At 60.7% G+C, this 17,853-nt stretch carries 18 protein-coding genes; 8 read left to right on the forward strand and 10 right to left on the reverse strand.

The window, feature by feature from the left end:
* Nucleotides 1-59 precede the first annotated feature (59 nt).
* Nucleotides 60-959 (forward strand): DMT family transporter, encoded by a 900-nt coding sequence (locus tag ACVWXD_RS17800; protein WP_032888485.1) that lies wholly within the window; start codon nt 60-62, stop codon nt 957-959.
* A 41-nt stretch (nt 960-1,000) separates the two neighbouring features.
* Here ACVWXD_RS17800 and ACVWXD_RS17805 read toward each other — a convergent pair whose 3' ends face one another.
* The 4 genes from ACVWXD_RS17805 to ACVWXD_RS17820 form a co-directional block, all read right to left on the reverse strand.
* Nucleotides 1,001-2,218: a class I SAM-dependent methyltransferase gene (locus ACVWXD_RS17805; RefSeq protein ID WP_122755715.1), complete on the reverse strand. Its 1,218-nt coding sequence runs from the start codon at nt 2,216-2,218 to the stop codon at nt 1,001-1,003.
* Between the two features lie 208 nt (nt 2,219-2,426).
* Nucleotides 2,427-3,044: a TPM domain-containing protein gene (locus ACVWXD_RS17810; protein WP_032888481.1), complete on the reverse strand. Its 618-nt coding sequence runs from the start codon at nt 3,042-3,044 to the stop codon at nt 2,427-2,429.
* Nucleotides 3,045-3,075: 31 nt separating this feature from the next.
* Nucleotides 3,076-3,807, reverse strand: coding sequence for a TPM domain-containing protein (locus tag ACVWXD_RS17815; RefSeq protein WP_457371224.1), 732 nt, complete (start codon nt 3,805-3,807; stop codon nt 3,076-3,078).
* Between the two features lie 4 nt (nt 3,808-3,811).
* The gene (locus tag ACVWXD_RS17820; RefSeq protein WP_095184049.1) at nt 3,812-4,423 is read right to left on the reverse strand and encodes a LemA family protein; all 612 of its coding nucleotides are present in this window, start codon (nt 4,421-4,423) and stop codon (nt 3,812-3,814) included.
* Between the two features lie 244 nt (nt 4,424-4,667).
* On the opposite strand from ACVWXD_RS17820, the gene bglX reads away from it, so the two are divergent.
* A complete protein-coding gene (gene bglX / locus ACVWXD_RS17825) occupies nt 4,668-6,959 on the forward strand; it encodes a beta-glucosidase BglX (protein ID WP_457371225.1) in 2,292 nt (763 codons plus the stop codon).
* Nucleotides 6,960-7,086: 127 nt separating this feature from the next.
* Here the strand turns inward: bglX and ACVWXD_RS17830 are convergent, their stop codons facing one another.
* The 4 genes from ACVWXD_RS17830 to ACVWXD_RS17845 form a co-directional block, all read right to left on the reverse strand.
* The gene (locus ACVWXD_RS17830; protein WP_032888320.1) at nt 7,087-8,244 is read right to left on the reverse strand and encodes a phospholipase D-like domain-containing protein; all 1,158 of its coding nucleotides are present in this window, start codon (nt 8,242-8,244) and stop codon (nt 7,087-7,089) included.
* A gap of 1 nt (nt 8,245) precedes the next feature.
* Nucleotides 8,246-8,836 carry a YceI family protein gene (locus ACVWXD_RS17835; protein ID WP_032888323.1) on the reverse strand — a complete coding sequence of 197 codons (591 nt, stop codon included), beginning with the start codon at nt 8,834-8,836 and terminating at the stop codon, nt 8,246-8,248.
* A gap of 83 nt (nt 8,837-8,919) precedes the next feature.
* Nucleotides 8,920-9,234, reverse strand: a complete 315-nt coding sequence (locus tag ACVWXD_RS17840) for an amidase (protein ID WP_095184047.1) — start codon at nt 9,232-9,234, stop codon at nt 8,920-8,922.
* Nucleotides 9,231-10,304 carry a serine hydrolase domain-containing protein gene (locus tag ACVWXD_RS17845; protein ID WP_457371226.1) on the reverse strand — a complete coding sequence of 358 codons (1,074 nt, stop codon included), beginning with the start codon at nt 10,302-10,304 and terminating at the stop codon, nt 9,231-9,233. The genes ACVWXD_RS17840 and ACVWXD_RS17845 overlap by 4 nt, the downstream gene beginning before the upstream one ends.
* A gap of 184 nt (nt 10,305-10,488) precedes the next feature.
* Between ACVWXD_RS17845 and olsB the strand changes: the two genes are divergently transcribed.
* Both olsB and ACVWXD_RS17855 read left to right on the forward strand, forming a co-directional pair.
* The gene (olsB, locus tag ACVWXD_RS17850; protein WP_032888332.1) at nt 10,489-11,244 is read left to right on the forward strand and encodes an L-ornithine N(alpha)-acyltransferase; all 756 of its coding nucleotides are present in this window, start codon (nt 10,489-10,491) and stop codon (nt 11,242-11,244) included.
* Nucleotides 11,244-12,035 carry a lysophospholipid acyltransferase family protein gene (locus tag ACVWXD_RS17855; protein WP_032888334.1) on the forward strand — a complete coding sequence of 264 codons (792 nt, stop codon included), beginning with the start codon at nt 11,244-11,246 and terminating at the stop codon, nt 12,033-12,035. The genes olsB and ACVWXD_RS17855 overlap by 1 nt, the downstream gene beginning before the upstream one ends.
* A gap of 114 nt (nt 12,036-12,149) precedes the next feature.
* Here the strand turns inward: ACVWXD_RS17855 and ACVWXD_RS17860 are convergent, their stop codons facing one another.
* Entirely contained in the window at nt 12,150-12,734 is a 585-nt protein-coding gene (locus ACVWXD_RS17860) for an acyl carrier protein phosphodiesterase (protein ID WP_032888337.1), read from the reverse strand.
* A gap of 154 nt (nt 12,735-12,888) precedes the next feature.
* Between ACVWXD_RS17860 and ACVWXD_RS17865 the strand changes: the two genes are divergently transcribed.
* Genes ACVWXD_RS17865 through ACVWXD_RS17875 form a run of 3 tightly spaced genes read left to right on the forward strand, consistent with a single transcriptional unit; the run spans nt 12,889 to nt 15,479 of the window.
* Nucleotides 12,889-13,215 (forward strand): ArsR/SmtB family transcription factor, encoded by a 327-nt coding sequence (locus ACVWXD_RS17865; protein WP_260366649.1) that lies wholly within the window; start codon nt 12,889-12,891, stop codon nt 13,213-13,215.
* A gap of 13 nt (nt 13,216-13,228) precedes the next feature.
* Entirely contained in the window at nt 13,229-14,395 is a 1,167-nt protein-coding gene (locus ACVWXD_RS17870) for an MFS transporter (RefSeq protein ID WP_457371227.1), read from the forward strand.
* A 28-nt stretch (nt 14,396-14,423) separates the two neighbouring features.
* Nucleotides 14,424-15,479, forward strand: coding sequence for an alkene reductase (locus ACVWXD_RS17875; protein WP_181644502.1), 1,056 nt, complete (start codon nt 14,424-14,426; stop codon nt 15,477-15,479).
* 305 nt (nt 15,480-15,784) lie between these two features.
* On the opposite strand, the gene ACVWXD_RS17880 is transcribed toward ACVWXD_RS17875, so the two are convergent.
* A complete protein-coding gene (locus tag ACVWXD_RS17880) occupies nt 15,785-16,417 on the reverse strand; it encodes a TetR family transcriptional regulator (RefSeq protein WP_032888346.1) in 633 nt (210 codons plus the stop codon).
* A 286-nt stretch (nt 16,418-16,703) separates the two neighbouring features.
* Between ACVWXD_RS17880 and ACVWXD_RS17885 the strand changes: the two genes are divergently transcribed.
* Nucleotides 16,704-17,852, forward strand: a complete 1,149-nt coding sequence (locus ACVWXD_RS17885) for an efflux RND transporter periplasmic adaptor subunit (RefSeq protein WP_032888349.1) — start codon at nt 16,704-16,706, stop codon at nt 17,850-17,852.
* Nucleotide 17,853: the final 1 nt, after the last annotated feature.

Genomic DNA, 17,853 nt, shown 5'->3' on the forward strand with positions numbered 1-17,853 from the left:
CGACGGGGGTTGTGGCTATATGGGCTTCCCTTGAAGCCCTCTAGATTTCGGTTGCCCCCATGAGCTCGCGCGAAAACACCGGCATGGCCCTCGGCCTGCTGGGCGTCATCATCTTCAGCCTGACCCTGCCCTTCACCCGTATCGTGGTGCAGGAAATCCACCCGTTGCTCAATGGCCTGGGCCGAGCGTTGTTCGCGGCGGTACCGGCGGCGGCGCTGTTGCTGTGGCGCCGTGAGCGCTGGCCGACCTGGCGCCAGGTGCGGGGTTTGTGCCTGGTGATCGCCGGGGTCATTCTCGGTTTCCCGGTGCTGTCGGCGTGGGCCATGCAAACCTTGCCGGCGTCCCATGGTGCGCTGGTCAACGGTCTGCAACCGCTTTGCGTGGCGCTGTATGCAGCATGGCTGTCCCATGAACGGCCGTCGAAAGCCTTCTGGGCCTGCGCCGCATTGGGCAGTGCGTTGGTATTGAGTTATGCGTTGATCACCGGCGCCGGAAGCATCCAGGCGGGGGATCTCTTGATGCTCGGCGCGATTGCCGTGGGCGGTTTGGGTTATGCCGAGGGCGGTCGATTGGCCAAGGAGATGGGCGGCTGGCAGGTGATCTGTTGGGCGCTGGTGCTGTCCACGCCGGTGCTGATCGGGCCGGTGTGGTACTTGGCGGCGCAGCATCAAGGTGCGATTTCCATGCGTACCTGGTGGGCGTTTGGGTATGTGTCGCTGTTCTCGCAGTTCCTGGGGTTCTTTGCCTGGTACGCCGGGTTGGCCATGGGCGGCATTGCGCGGGTCAGCCAGATCCAGCTGTTGCAGATCTTCTTCACCATCGCGTTTTCGGCGTTGTTCTTTGGGGAACATATCGAGCCAATTACATGGGTGTTTGCGTGCGGGGTGATTGTGACGGTAATGCTGGGGCGCAAGACGGCGGTGCAACCTGCGCCGGTTCCCAAGCCAAGTGCAGTCTAAATGTGGAAGGGGGCAAGTCCCCTCCCACATTTGAGCAGTGTTCAGGCCAGGTAGCCATCCGCGCGCAGCAGGGTTTCCAGGCAGTGTTCGGTGATGTGGTAGAACGCCTTGAGTTCCTGAATCTTCTCCAGCAACTGCGTATTGTCCACCGGCTCGTTACGCTTGACCGCGAGGATCATCTTGTTCTTGTTGGTGTGTTCCAACGAGATGAACTCGAACACTTTCGTCTCGTATCCACAGGCTTCGAGAAACAATGCCCGCAAACTGTCGGTAACCATTTCCGCCTGCTGGCCCAGGTGCAAACCGTATTGCAGCATCGGTTTGAGCAGCACCGGGCTCTGGATCTGCAAGCGGATCTGCTTATGGCAGCACGGCGAACACATGATGATCGACGCGCCGGAGCGGATGCCGGTGTGGATCGCATAGTCGGTGGCGATATCGCAGGCATGCAGGGCGATCATCACGTCCAGCTCGCTCGGCGCCACGCTGCGTACGTCGCCGCATTTGAATACCAGACCCGGGTGTTCCAGGCGCGCAGCGGCGGTGTTGCACAGGGTCACCATGTCTTCGCGCAATTCAACGCCGGTAACTTCGCCTTCGGCCTTGAGGGTGTTGCGCAGGTAGTCGTGGATCGCAAACGTGAGGTAGCCCTTGCCCGAACCAAAGTCGGCGACACGCACCGGTTGATCCAGCTTCAGCGGTGAAGAGGTCAGTGCATGGCTGAACACTTCGATGAACTTGTTGATCTGCTTCCACTTGCGCGACATCGACGGGATCAGCGCCTGCTTGGAATCGGTCACGCCCAGATCGGCGAGGAACGGCCGGCTCAGATCGAGGAAACGATTCTTCTCACGGTTATGCTCCGCCGAAGGTGCCTCGCGCAGTTGCTGTGGCTTGCTTTTGAACAGCGAGCTTTTGTTCTTCTTGCTGTATTCCAACTGGGCTTCGTCGGTCAGCGACAGCAAGTGCGCATTCTTGAACGACGCCGGCAGCAGCTCGGCAATCGCCGCCACGCCGTCGGCCAGCGGCAAGTTCTTGGTGATGTCACGGGTCTTGTAGCGGTAGACGAAGGACAGGCATGGCTGCTCCTTGACGGTCACCGCCTTGATGATCAGCCGCTGAAGCTCGGCTTCGTCACCAACGTACTTGGCCAGCACCAGCTTGATAAAGGCGTTCTGCGCAAGGCTTGTGCTCAACAGTTCGATGAACTGGGCGTGGTGATCCGGCGCAGGGCGGACAGGTTGAGCGGTGACGGACATGAACAAAAACGCCTCGGGCTGGGAATGCCGGGCATTTTAGGGGGGATAGTCCACCAGGGCACGGAGTTATTTGACCAGTGGTCACCGCAGACTCAAATGTGGGAGGGGGCTTGCCCCCGATAGCCGTGGATCAGTTGGAACATCGTTGACTGACACTCTGCAATCGGGGGCAAGCCCCCTCCCACATTTTCAGCCAGTGGTGGCGGGGCTATTCCAGTACGACCAGCCGGTTTGGCAGTTCATTGCGGGTCTGCGTTACCGGCACATGCACCTTCAGCAATTCACCGCATGCATCGATACACGCGATAAACCCAGCCAGCGTCTGCCCCTGTTTCACCTGCTGGGTAAACGCCCTGACGATCCCATCCCAATGACTGTCATCCAGGCGGCTGGAGATGCCATCGTCCACCAGGATTTCCACATAACGCTCCGCCTCACTGACAAAAATCAGCACCCCGGTACTGCCCAGCGTGTGGTGCAGGTTCTGCTCCAGAAACTGCCGGCGCGCCAGGTTGGAAGCGCGCCAGTGCCGCACGGAGCGCGGGATCAAGCGGGTCGTGACCTTGGGCAGGCGGAACACCAGGCACAACACAATGAACGTCGCCCATTGCGCCAGCAGCAAGGTGTACATGGTCAGGTAGCCGGACAGGTAATGCACCACACCCGGCACCACCAAGGCGATCAAGCTGGCCCACAACAAGGGGATGTAGGCGTAATCGTCGGCACGCGCGGCCAGCACGGTAACCAACTCGGCGTCGGTCTGTTGCTCGACCCGGGCAATCGCCTCAGCGACTTGGCGTTGCTCGTGTTCAGTCAGTAATGCCATGGTTGTACATGCTCTTTTCTAGTTATTGTCATCACCAGCCACCTGAAGCACCGCCGCCGCCGAAGCCGCCACCGCCGCCGCGAAAACCACCGCCGCCACCGCCTCCCCCGCCGCCGCCGCGTCCACTGCTGCTGAGAATCGCCAGCAGGATCGCGCCCACCGGCAGGCCCATGCGGTTACACAGCCACAACACGCCAATCAGCAGGATAAACAGGCCGATGGAAAACCCGGGATTATCCTTGGCAAAATTGGCATCCGCCACATGGGCCGGTACAGCCAATGGCTCACCGCCCACCACCTGGATCATCGCGGCCACCCCGTCGCTGATGCCCTGGCTGAAATTGCCGGTTTTGAATTTGGGGGTGATCACCTGATTGATGATCACCCAGGACTGCGCATCGGTCAGCACGCCTTCCAGGCCGTAACCGACTTCGATGCGCAATTTGCGCTCATCGCGGGCGACGATCAACAGCGCGCCGTTGTCCTTGCCCTTCTGGCCAATGCCCCAGTGGCGCCCCAGTTGATAACCGAAGTCTTCAATAGGCACGCCTTGCAGGTCAGGCACGGTGACCACCACGATCTGGTCGCCGGCGGTTTGCTCCAGCGCCTGCAACTGCTGGGACAACTGCGCGCGCACCGCCGGGTCGATCATCTGGGCGTTGTCGACCACCCGTCCGGTCAACTCCGGGAAGGTCAGCGCTGCCTGGGCCACGCCCACGCAGGCCAGCAGCCACAGCGCCAGCCCTATCCGTAATAAGCGCATCGGCTTACTTGAACTTCACTTGCGGTGCTTTATCGGCATCGGCACTGGTGGCTTCAAACGTTTGGCGGATCGGCAAGTCGCTGTACATCACGCTGTGCCACAGGCGACCTGGGAAGGTGCGGATCTCGGTGTTGTAGGCCTGCACGGCCTGGATGAAATCACGACGTGCCACGGCGATACGGTTTTCGGTGCCTTCAAGCTGGGATTGCAGGGCCAGGAAGTTCTGGTTGGCCTTGAGGTCCGGGTAGCGCTCGGACACCACCATCAAGCGGCTAAGCGCGCCGCTCAAACCGTCCTGGGCTTGCTGGAACTGTTTGAGTTTCTCGGGATTGTCGAGGGTGCTGGCGTCGACCTGGATCGAGGTGGCCTTGGCTCGCGCTTCGATCACGGCGGTGAGGGTGTCTTGTTCATGGGCAGCGTAGCCTTTGACCACTTCCACCAGATTAGGGATCAGGTCGGCGCGGCGTTGGTATTGGTTCTGCACCTGGCCCCACGCGGCTTTGGCCTGTTCGTCCAGGGTGGGGATAGTGTTGATGCCGCAACCGCTCAGCACCGTGCTGATCAATAGCAAAGCTGCGGCTTTGAAGCCCCAGCGGTAACTTTGTGCTGCTTGCATGGTGTCTCTCCTGAGCAATCTTGATGGAATTTGACGACTGACCCTATAAACCGCGCGCTTGGGGCATAATCCGCTCCCACTACTGGATTGCATCGAATCATTCAGCTAAAAAGATGCCCAGCGCAAATAAGAGTTCAGAAGTGTGGTGCATTTTCTGCAATAACACTCGAACAACAACATATGTTCCCCACATTTTGGCAGAACAGCGCATGTTTGCTGTGCAGTGAGCCGAAAAAGGATATTCATGAAGAAGCTGTGTTTGCTCGGCCTTGTTGCCACGCTGGCCACCCACCCCGTCTGGGCAGAAACAAAGCCTGCTGCGCTTAAAGACAAGGACGCCTTCGTCAGCGACCTGCTCAAGCAGATGACCCTCGATGAGAAGATCGGCCAATTGCGCCTGATCAGCATCGGCCCCGAAATGCCCCGCGAGCTGATCCGCAAGGAAATCGCCGCCGGCCGAATCGGTGGCACGTTCAACTCCATCACCCGCCCGGAAAACCGTCCGATGCAGGACGCGGCCATGCGCAGCCGCTTGAAGATCCCGATGTTCTTCGCCTATGACGTGATCCACGGCCACCGCACCATTTTCCCGATCAGCCTGGCCCTGGCCTCCAGCTGGGACATGGACGCCATCGGCCGCTCAGGGCGCATTGCTGCACAGGAAGCCGCCGCTGACAGCCTCGACATCACCTTCGCGCCGATGGTCGACATTTCCCGCGACCCACGCTGGGGTCGTACCTCCGAAGGTTTCGGCGAAGATACCTACCTGGTGTCGCGAATCGCCGAAGTCATGGTCCGGGCCTTCCAGGGCGCCAGCCCCGCAAATGCCGACAGCATCATGGCCAGCGTCAAGCACTTCGCCCTGTACGGCGCGGTGGAAGGCGGCCGCGACTACAACGTGGTCGATATGAGCCCGGTCAAGATGTACCAGGACTACCTCCCGCCGTACCACGCGGCGATCAAGGCCGGCTCCGGCGGCGTGATGGTGGCGCTCAACTCGATCAACGGCGTGCCCGCCACCGCCAACACCTGGCTGATGAACGACCTGCTGCGCAAGGACTGGGGCTTCAAAGGCTTGGCCGTCAGCGACCATGGCGCGATCTTCGAACTGATCAAGCACGGCGTGGCTAAGGACGGGCGTGAAGCCGCGAAGCTCGCGATCAAGGCCGGCATCGACATGAGCATGAACGACTCGCTGTACGGCAAGGAATTGCCTGGGCTGCTCAAGTCCGGTGAGATCGATCAGAGCGACATCGACAACGCCGTGCGCGAAGTGCTCGGCGCCAAATACGACATGGGCCTGTTCAAGGACCCGTACCTGCGCATCGGCAAGGCCGAGGATGACCCGGCAGACACCTATGCCGACAGCCGCCTGCACCGCGCCGAGGCCCGCGATATCGCGCGCCGCAGCCTGGTATTGCTGAAAAACCAGAACAACACCCTGCCACTGAAAAAATCCGCGACCATCGCGCTCGTGGGCCCACTGGCCAAGGCGCCGATCGACATGATGGGCAGCTGGGCCGCTGCCGGTAAGCCGGAACAATCGGTGACCCTGCTCGACGGTTTGAATGCGGTCATCGGCGAGAAAGGCAAGATCATCTACGCCCGTGGCGCCAACATCACCAACGACAAGGCCGTGGTGGACTATCTCAACTTCCTCAACTTCGATGCCCCGGAAGTAGTGGATGACAAGCGCGCACCGCAGGTGCTGATCGATGAGGCCGTCAAAGCGGCCAAGGATGCCGACGTGATCGTCGCGGCCGTGGGTGAGTCCCGTGGCATGTCCCACGAATCGTCGAGCCGCACCGACCTGAACATCCCGCAAAGCCAGCGCGACCTGATCAAGGCGCTCAAGGCCACCGGCAAGCCGCTGGTGCTGGTGCTGATGAATGGCCGCCCGCTGTCGATCCTGGAAGAGAACCAACAGGCCGACGCGATCCTGGAAACCTGGTTCGCTGGCACCGAAGGCGGCAACGCCATCGCCGACGTGCTGTTCGGTGACTACAACCCGTCGGGCAAGCTGCCGATTACGTTCCCACGCTCCGTGGGCCAGATTCCGACCTACTACAACCACCTGACCATCGGCCGGCCGTTTACCCCAGGCAAACCGGGCAACTACACCTCGCAGTACTTCGATGACACCACCGGGCCGCTGTTCCCGTTTGGTTATGGCCTGAGCTACACCACGTTCAGCCTGTCGGATATGGCGCTGTCGTCCACCACCCTGAACAAGACCGGCAAGCTCGACGCCAGCGTCACGGTGCGGAACACCGGCAAGGTCGACGGCGAAACCGTGGTGCAGATGTATATCCAGGACGTCGCGGGTTCGATGATCCGTCCGATCAAAGAACTGAAGAACTTCCAGAAAATCATGCTCAAGGCTGGTGAAGAGCGCACCTTGCACTTCACCATCACCGAGGAAGACTTGAAGTTCTACAACACCCAGCTCAAGTACGCGGCGGAACCCGGCGAGTTCAATGTGCAGATCGGCCTGGACTCCCGGGATGTGCAGCAGCAGACGTTCGAACTGCTCTAACGCCTGACACGGTCAAACAATATGGGAGGGGGCTTGCCCCCGATTGCGGTGTACCAGCCAGCATATCTGGAGCTGAGTCATCGCTATCGGGGCAAGCCCCCTCCCACATTTGATCTCAGTGTTCTTGCTAGCCGCGTCGGTCCAGCACGTTCACCACCAACCGATCAATCCACCCCCACACCCGCTGCTTCACCCGCCGCCACAACGGTCGCGCCTTCCACGCCTCCAGGCTCACCGCCTGACTCTGGGCAAAATCCCGTTCGAAACTGCCTTCCACCGCCAGCGTCAATTCCGGGTCCAACGCTTCAAGGTTGGCTTCCAGGTTGAAGCGCAGATTCCAGTGGTCGAAGTTGCACGAGCCAATGCTGACCCAATCGTCCACCAGCACCATTTTCAGGTGCAAAAAGCACGGCTGGTATTCAAAGATCTGCACGCCCGAGCGTAATAAGCGTGGGTAATAGCGATGCCCGGCGTAACGCACCGACGGGTGATCGGTACGCGGGCCGGTGAGCAGCAAACGCACATCCACCCCACGCCCTGCCGCCCGGCGCAAGGCACGGCGCACGCCCCATGTGGGCAAGAAATACGGCGTGGCCAGCCAGATTCGTGTCTTGCTGCTGTTGAGCGCGCGGATCAGCGATTGCAGGATGTCGCGGTGCTGACGGGCGTCCGCATACGCGACACGGCCCAGTCCCGGGCCGGTCGCTGGTACTTTGGGCAGGCGCGGCAAGCCGAAATGGGTGGCCGGTTTCCACTCCCGGCGCGCCACGTTGGCGTGCCATTGGCGATCGAACAGCGCCTGCCAATCCAGCACCAGCGGGCCGCTGATCTGCACCATCACTTCGTGCCATTCGGCGGTGTCTTCGCCCGGCGTCCAGAATTCATCGGTGACGCCTGTACCGCCGACCACGGCGATATTCTGGTCGATAAGCAGCAGCTTGCGGTGGTCGCGGTACAGGTTGCGCATCCAACGGCGCCAGCTCAGGCGATTGTAGAAACGCAGCACTACACCGGCATCGGTCAAACGCTTACGCAGTCCCAGGGTGAACGCGAGACTGCCGTAGTCATCGAACAGGCAACGCACCAGCACGCCACGTTCGGCGGCGAGCACCAGCGCCTGCACCAGCGCTTCGGCGCACGCGCCCGCCTCCACCAAGTACAACTCAAGATCCACCTGGCGCTCAGCGCGGGCAATGCCCACGAGCATTTGTGGAAAGAAATTCGGTCCGTCGATCAACAACTCGAAACGGTTGGCGCTGCGCCACGGGAACACCGCGCCGCTCACGTCAGCGCGCCGTAAAAATCAGCACCGCACCCACCGGCACCGACAAGCTGATCGACTTGAGCCCCGCCGCTTCACGCAATGCCGCCACACCCGGTGCCAGGTCGAAGTCCTCGGCGTGCAACACCACAGGTTCCAGGGTCACCACCTGGAAACGCCGGTCATCCAGGCGCGTGGCCAGGAGTTCTGCGCTGTAGGTCTGGGTTTTGCCGTGCAAGGTGACGTTCAGTGGCAGGCGCAATTCCAGTTGCGCGCCGGGGGCCAGGTCATTGATCGGTTGCAGGTTGATCTGTGCACTGATCAGCGCATCAGGAAAAGTCTTGATCTCGAAAAGCTGATTGCGCATGCGCTCGTCACGCAGCGGGATGCTGCTGTTGACTGACTCCAACTCCACTTCCAATTGCGCCGCGCCCTTGCTGTCGACCTTACCGTGCAGCACCAGGAAGCGATGGACTTCAGCGATCTCGGTGTTTTTGGTGGTGACGAACGACAGGCGCGAGGACTCGTTGTCCAGGTACCAATCGGCGTGGGCGGGTACGGCGGCAGCGACCAGCAGGGCAAAGGCCAGGGGTTTGATAACAGACGCGTTGAACATTAAGGACTCGTGGGGAAAAAACCTGCACGAACCTTAAGCGCAATGTCACAAGCGGCGCAAATCCAATGTGGAAGCGAGACGGGTCAAGGACTCAGGCGACAGCCCTGGCGGTCGCCGAACCAGCGTGCACGGTGCGTACGCCCCAACCCGCTCGCCGTCACTTCACTGCGCTCCGGGTTATCACTGAACGCACTGGTGGGCACGTACTGCTTCACATATCCCCGGCAATAGTCGGCTGGATTGTTCGCCACATACCGGCACGAGCAATACTCCTTGGCGGTATACGCCGCAATGATGTCGGGGAAGGCTTGCAGGTTAACGCGCTCGTGCCAGATCCAACCCAGCAGGCCCAGGACCAACAGTAAAAAGACACTGGTAAACGGCCGACGACGGATCATGGTTGCACCGCCGCAAGCACGCGTTTGAGCAGTTCGTTGTGGCGGTAGCTGCCGTCGCGATCGTCGCCGTAACGCACGATCACCAGGTGTTCGGTGGGCATCACGTACAGCGCCTGGCCCCAATGGCCGAGGGCGGCGAAGGTGTCGGCGGGGGCGTCGGGCCAGGGTCGTGGGGTGCCCTGGTTCAGCCACCAATGACCGCCAGGGACGGCTTCGTCCTGGCCGGCCTTGTATTTGTCGAAGGGCTGGCGGTTGAACGCCACCCAGTCTTCAGGCAGCAATTGTTGCTCGCCCCAGCGACCGTCCCGCGCCATCAGCAAACCGACGCGGGCCAAATCGCGCGCGGTCAGGTAGGCATAGGACGAGGCGACGAAGGTTTCATCGGCATCGGTTTCCCACGTGGCGTTGCGAATGCCCAGCGGCTTGAACAGCGCATCCCACGGGTAACTCATATAAGCCTTGTGACCCAGCATGCCTTTGAGCGCGGCGGACAAAATATTGCTGTCGCCGCTGGAATAGCGGAAGACCTGGCCCGGCGCACTGAAGGATTCGGTATTGGCGGCGAACTCAGCCATATCGGCACGGCCACGGGTATAGAGCATCGCCACCACCGAGGATTTCAGCGGGGCGTATTCGTAGTCTTCCTGCCAGTCCAGGCCCGAGGCCCAGTGCAGCAGGTCGACCATGGTCACCGTGGGATGTTGCTTCATCGGCGGGTAGAAGCGCGCCACCGGGTCAGTCAGTTTGAAGCGATTATCGCCATAGGCGACGCCCAGAACGGTGGCCATCAGGCTCTTGCTGATAGACCAGGTCAGATGCGGCGTGTCGGCGGTGGTGGGCGCGGCGTAGCGTTCATAGATGATCTGGCCGTCGCGGATTACCAGCAGCGCATCGGTGCGAACGCCTTGGCGAGTGGCATCGTCACGCGGCGGGAACGCGTAGGCATCCAGTGCTTGGATGGCGGGCCCGGCGAGCGGCGTGCCCTTGGCCCAGTCCTTGTCGGGCCAGGTGTCGGCGCGGGCGGTAACGGTGGCAAACAGCAGGGCAACGCACAGCAGGCCTCTGACCATGGACACAAACTCAAGGGGGCATTCAAGCCCGCGAGCCTAGCCGAGGGTGATGACAGATTTGCGACAAAGGGGCTGTCATCCAAGCGTCACCATAACTTCATGGAGATGACACCGAGCCTACATAGCCTGAGTTTGGACAAACAAGTCGACCGGCCGGAACGTGGCTGGCACTCGGAGATTCGCCATGACTCAGATCGCCCGCATCAGCGACACCGGCAATGAACGCCGTCTGCAAGCCGAACGCCTGGTTGGCGCACAAGCGTTGCAGGAAGCCCAGGCCCTGCGGTTCAACGTATTCAGCGGCGAGTTCAACGCCAAGCTGAAAGGCGCGGAACTGGGTCTGGACATGGATGACTATGATGTTCACTGCAGCCACATCGGCGTGCGGGATTTGAACAGCGGACGACTCGTCGCCACCACCCGTTTGCTCGACCACCAGGCTGCCAGCACCTTGGGCCGGTTCTACAGCGAAGAAGAATTCAGCCTGCACGGCTTGCTGCACCTGCAAGGCCCAATCCTGGAAATCGGCCGCACCTGCGTCGACCCGGCCTACCGTAACGGAGGCACCATCGCTGTACTGTGGGGCGAGTTGGCTGAAGTCCTCAACCAAGGCGGCTATAGCTATTTGATGGGCTGCGCGAGCATCCCGATGCACGACGGCGGCATCCAGGCCCACGCAATCATGCAGCGCCTGCGCGAACGCTACCTGTGCAACGAACACCTGCGCGCCGAACCGAAAAAACCGCTGCCGGCGCTGGACCTGCCGACCAACGTAATCGCGGAGATGCCTCCGCTGCTCAAGGCCTACATGCGCCTGGGCGCAAAGATCTGCGGCGAGCCGTGCTGGGATGAAGATTTCCAGGTGGCCGACGTGTTCATCCTGCTCAAGCGCGATGAGTTGTGCCCGCGTTATGCGCGCCACTTCAAGGCGGCCATGTGATGAGCCGCCTGCGCGTGTACGGGCGCATTGCCCGCGTGCTGGTGGTCGTGGCGCTGGGTTTAAGCATGGCCAGTGTGTTTGGTGTGTTCGAGCGCTTGGGCATCGCCAACTCCATGGTGCGGCGCCAGCGTTGGTCGCGATTCTTTATGGCGCGGCTGACCAACGCCCTGCCCTTTCGCGTGACCGTGCACGGTGAGTTGCCGACGCAGCCGATGCTGTGGGTGAGCAATCACGTGTCCTGGACCGATATTCCGTTACTGGGCGCGGTGGCGCCGATGTCGTTCCTGTCCAAGGCGGAAGTGCGCACTTGGCCGGTGGCGGGATGGTTGGCAGCCAAGGCCGGTAGCCTGTTTATCCGTCGTGGTTCGGGCGACAGCCAGTTGATCCGCAAGCAGATGACCCGTCACCTGGAACAACAGCATCCATTGCTAATGTTCCCCGAAGGCACCACCACCGACGGGCGCAGCCTGCGTACCTTCCACGGACGCTTGCTGGCCAGTGCGATTGATGCGGACGTGGCGCTTCAACCGGTGGCGATTCGTTATCTGCGCGATGGGCAAGTGGACCCATTGGCACCGTTTATTGGCGATGATGATTTGCTGTCGCACCTAATGCGCTTGTTCGGCAATGATCAGGGCGATGTGGAGATCCATGTGCTCAAGCCGATTGCCTGCGCCGGGCAGGAACGCGCGGCGCTGGCGCATCAGGCGCAGCAGGCGGTGCAGAGGGCGTTGTTTGGGCCGGTGCCGGAGACTGAACAAGTAGCGACGCGACCAGCCTTTGCCGCGTGATATGAGCCAGACACTTTTCCAAATGTGGGAGGGGGCTTGCTCCCGATAGCAGTGGATCAGCCAGCATCAGTGGTGGCTGGCACACCGTAATCGGGAGCAAGCCCCCTCCCACATTTAGCTTTGTGTTGTCAGGTGGTTATGCGCGAAGGCTTGCAGTTCGGGGTAGAAGATCCGGAAGTCTTCACTCAACGGCTCATACAACTCACGCAATTCCTGCATCGCAAACCCTAATTCCTGGGGTTGTGTCAGCCGTCGCGAAATCCCCCGCAACACCTGCTCCATCACCGCAAACTCGCGGTACGAACCCAACCAATCATCCGCCGCCATATACGGCGCAATCTGCGCCAAGCGCCCCGGTAACTGCGGTTCGGCCGCCAGCACGCGGTACACCTGCGAAGTGAAGTGCTCCAAGGGTTGGTCGGCATACAGAGCCCAGTCCCGCGCCAGGCAGTGATCGAAAAACACGTCGAGGACGATTCCCGCATAACGCCTGCGGGTGAGGCTGAAACGCGACAACGCCTCTCCCACCCGCGGGTGACTGTCGGTGAAGCGGTCGATGGAGCGATGCAGCTGGATCGCCGTTTCGATGGGCGGGCTGAACTGGCCCTGCAGGCGACCTTTGACGAAATCGCCATAGAGGCTGCCCAGCAGTTGTGCAGGAAGTTGGCCGCCCAGGTGCAGATGTGCGAGATAATTCATGGCGCGCAGTCTAGCACTGCCGTCAACGTATCGTTATAACCCGATATACCGATTTAGGCTGAGTTAAGACCAAAATCATATTGGTATATCGGGATATAACGATTTAAGGTTCGCCTCATCGCGATATAACGCTTTACGACACTGAGCACCTGCCATGTCCATCGACCTCGACGAAATAATAAAAGCCCTGGCGCACCCAGTACGACGAGACATCCTCACCTGGCTCAAAGACCCGAAAGTGCAATTCCCCGAGCAACTGCACAACCACGAATACGGCATCTGTGCCGGTCAGATCGACCAACGCTGCGGCTTGTCCCAGTCGACCGTGTCGGCCCACCTGGCCACCTTGCAACGGGCGGGTTTGATCAGCAGCCAGAAGGCCGGGCAGTGGCACTTCTTCAAACGCAACGAGGAAACCATCCAGGCCTTCCTTACGGCGCTCACCACAGAACTCAGCGCTGACGACAACGCAGCGCTGTAACAAGGAAACCCAAATGCCCCTCTCGCTACTCATACTGGCCCTGAGCGCCTTCGCCATCGGCACCACCGAGTTCGTCATCATGGGCCTGTTGCCCGATGTGGCGGCAGACCTCGGCGTGTCGATCCCCGGCGCCGGCTGGCTGGTCACCGGTTATGCCTTGGGCGTGGCCATTGGCGCGCCCTTCATGGCACTGGCCACCGCCAAGCTGCCGCGCAAGGCCGCGCTGGTAGCGTTGATGGGCATCTTTATTGTCGGCAACCTGCTCTGCGCCCTGGCCAGCGACTACAACGTGCTGATGTTTGCCCGCGTGGTTACCGCGCTATGCCATGGCGCGTTCTTCGGGATCGGCTCGGTGGTGGCGGCCAACCTGGTGCCAGCCAACAAACGCGCTTCGGCCGTGGCATTGATGTTCACTGGTTTGACCCTCGCCAACGTACTCGGCGTGCCGCTGGGCACCGCGCTGGGCCAGGAAGCCGGCTGGCGCTCGACCTTCTGGGCGGTGACGGTGATTGGTGTGGTGGCGTTGATCGGCCTGATCCGCTTCCTGCCAGCCAAGCGTGACGAAGAAAAACTCGACATGCGCGCCGAACTGGCCGCCCTCAAAGGTGCCGGCATCTGGTTGTCGCTGAGCATGACTGCGCTGTTCGCAGCATCGATGTTCACCCTCTTCACCTATGTTGCGCCGCTGCTCAGCGATGTCACCGGCGTGACACCCAAAGGCGTGACCTGGACCCTGCTGTTGATCGGCCTGGGCCTCACCGTGGGCAACATCATCGGCGGCAAACTGGCCGACAAACGCCTGGCCGCAACCTTGATCGGCGTGTTTATCAGCATGGCGGTGGTATCCACCGCACTGAGCTGGACCAGCGTCGCGGTGATCCCGACTGAAATCACGCTGTTCCTCTGGGCTACCGCGTCGTTTGCCGCTGTCCCTGCGTTGCAGATCAACGTGGTGACCTTCGGCAAGGCCGCACCGAACCTGGTGTCCACCTTGAACATCGGCGCCTTCAACATCGGCAACGCCCTCGGCGCCTGGGTCGGCGGCAGCGTGATCGCCCACGGCTTCGGCCTGACCAGCGTGCCTCTGGCGGCAGCGGCCCTGGCGATCCTGGCGCTGCTGGTGACCCTGATTACTTTCCGTCAGGGCGGCGATGCCGACCTGGCCCCTGCGACCAACTGATCAACTTCAAAGAGAAGGGTGTTTTCCCATGACGACTATTTTCGATCCGATCACACTGGGCGACCTGGAACTGTCGAACCGCATCATCATGGCGCCGCTGACCCGCTGCCGCGCTGATGAAGGCCGCGTACCCAACGCACTGATGGCTGAGTACTACGTGCAGCGTGCGTCCGCAGGGCTGATCCTCAGTGAAGCCACCTCCGTGACCCCGCTGGGCGTGGGCTACCCGGACACCCCAGGCATCTGGTCCAACGACCAAGTGCGCGGCTGGGCCAACGTGACCAAGGCGATTCACGGCGCGGGCGGCAAGATCTTCCTGCAACTGTGGCATGTGGGTCGTATCTCCCATGAGTCGTACCTGAACGGCGAAACCCCGGTGGCGCCGAGTGCGATCCAGCCAAAAGGCCACGTCAGCCTGATTCGCCCACTGGCCGACTACCCTACCCCGCGCGCCCTGGAAACAGCTGAAATCGCCGACATCATCGACGCCTACCGCACCGGTGCCGAAAACGCCAAGGCCGCTGGTTTTGACGGCGTGGAAATCCACGGCGCCAACGGCTACCTGCTCGACCAGTTCCTGCAAAGCAGCACCAACCAGCGCACCGATAACTACGGCGGCTCCCTGGAAAACCGTGCGCGCCTGCTGCTGGAAGTGACCGACGCAGCCATCGAAGTCTGGGGCGCCGGGCGTGTGGGTGTGCATTTGGCACCGCGTGCCGACTCCCACGACATGGGCGACGATAACCTCGCGGAAACCTTCACCTACGTCGCCAGCGAACTGGGCAAACGTGGCATCGCCTTCATCTGCTCCCGTGAAAAAGAAGGCGCGGACAGCCTCGGCCCACAGCTGAAAAAAGCGTTCGGCGGCGTATACATCGCCAACGAACGCTTTACCAAAGACAGCGCCAATGCCTGGCTGGCCGAGGGCAAAGCGGATGCGGTGGCTTGGGGCGTACCATTCATTGCCAACCCGGATCTGCCAGCACGTCTGAAGGCCGATGCGCCGCTCAACGAAGCACACCCGGAAACCTTCTACGGCAAGGGCCCGGTGGGTTACATCGACTACCCGACCCTGCCGCTTTAATCGGCCGAAACTAAAACCAGATGAGAAAGGGGGCTTGCCCCCGATGGCGGTGCGTCAGTCACTGTATGTGTTGACTGAACCACTGCCATCGGGGGCAAGCCCCCTTTCACGTTGTTGGCGGCCTACAGGTTCTGGCTACATTGCTTCACAGAACCGCAACAAAATCCCTACAAAATACTTAGGCGGCTACCTATCAACCGCCCACCAGCCCGTATATAAAGTCATCCCACCAATCAGGCAGAAGGACGATTGACCGTCCTTAAGCTTTACTGTTGACACAACCTGATGCAATTACGCATTTTGTTTCAATTGCGCAGGCTCGGGCTCAGACGCAGCATGTCTAGCCCTGCATCTACCCAGCGCTCGGCTTCCTGATGTAATTGGAAGCTGTCGGGGACCAACAGCCACTGGCCAATCAGCCCGTTGATGTAGGCATGCATGCAAACGGCACCGCGGGTGGTATCGAGGTTTTCCGGAAGTTGCCCGCGATGGACCGCATTACGCAGAGTCAGGCCGATGCGCAGATTGCATTCCAGACTGTGGGTCTGGCGCTGGCGGCGCATGTCGCACATTTCATCGGTGAATTCGCACTTATGAAACAGAATCTCATTGATGCGGCGGGTTTTCGGGTCCAGGGCCACTTGATGAAACAGATGAATCAGCAGCTTGCGCATGCACCCCAGTGGATCGAGTTCGTCCTCGCTCTCACTGGCCCTGGCCAATTCGTCCAGCGGCTCATGCAAAGTGTCGAGCAGCGCCTGCAACAGGTCGGACTTATTGCTGAAGTGCCAGTAAATCGCGCCCCGCGTCACGCCGGCCAACGCGGCGATGTCCGCCAGCGTCGTACGCGCGACGCCGCGATCGTAAAAGGCTTGCTCGGCGGCTTGAAGAATTTGGCTGCGCGTTTCCTGAGCTTCCTCTTTAGTGCGACGAACCATGGCAGTAGAACCTCAATCAGGACACTTGAGACTATCGTTAACGCAATGTTAATAGACGCGAACGATCATCTGAATATTTGTGGGACGACACCGTCATGGGTGCCGAACGTAATGGAATCGAGGCTTCGGGTGTTGCTTTGTCAACATTGCGCGAAGCCTGTCAAGAGTTTACAAACAACCATGAACGTAAGTATATTGCGTAGCAAGCTACTTATCTACTCACAGCCTGTTTTTTACCCTTCCACCCTTCTTGTGCGCACCCTGCGCGCCTGACCCGAGGATCTTCATGCAACTTAAGCCAGCTGTTACCGCTCTGGTCACTGCCGTCGCCCTGGCATCGCTGCTCAGCGGATGTAAAAAGGAAGAAGCGGCTCCGCCCGCTCAAATCCCTCAGGTCGGCGTGGTCACCCTTCAACCGCAAGCCTTTACTCTGACATCCGAGCTACCAGGCCGCACCACCGCCTACCGCATCGCGGAAGTTCGCCCTCAGGTCAACGGCATTATCCTCAAGCGTCTGTACAAAGAAGGCGCGGACGTGAAGGAAGGCCAGCAGCTGTATCAGATCGATCCGTCGGTCTATGAGGCCACCCTGAAAAGCGCACAAGCCACGCTGACCCAGACCAAGTCCATCACCGATCGCTACAAGCAGTTGGTTGATGAACAAGCCGTCAGCCGTCAGGAATACGACACCGCTGTCGCGAACCGCATGACTGCCGAAGCAAACGTTCAAACCGCCCAGATCAATGTGCGCTACACCAAGGTGTACGCGCCGATTTCCGGGCGTATCGGCCGTTCTGCCGTCACCGAAGGCGCGCTGGTCAGCAATGGCCAGGCCGATGCGATGGCCGTGATTCAGCAACTGGACCCGATCTACGTCGACGTCACACAGTCGTCGGCTGAAATGCTGAAACTGCGCCGCGACCTGGAAAGCGGCCAGCTGGAAAAAGCCGGTGCGAATGCCGCCAAGGTCAAGTTGACCCTGGAAGACGGCAGCGATTACGGCCAGGACGGCAAGCTGGAGTTCTCCGAAGTCTCGGTCGACCAGACCACCGGCTCGGTCACCCTGCGCGCTGTGTTCCCTAACCCTGACCACACCCTGCTGCCGGGCATGTTCGTACACGCCCAATTGCAAGCCGGTGTGAACAGCAAGGCCATCCTGGCACCGCAGCAAGGCGTGACCCGTGATCTCAGGGGTATTCCAACAGCGCTGATCGTCAACGCCGACAACAAGGTCGAGCAGCGTGAACTGGTGGCCAACCGCACCGCCGGCGCCTACTGGCTGGTGGAAAAAGGCCTGAACGCCGGGGACCGCCTGATCACCGAAGGGCTGCAGTACGTCAAGCCGGGCGCTGAGGTCAAGGTCAAGGACGCTGACAACGCCAAGCCCGCAGGTTCCGCTGCTGCTCCTGCTGCCGCTGCTGGCAAAGGGGAGTAAT

The sequence above is a fragment of the Pseudomonas sp. TE3911 genome, assembly GCF_054062775.1.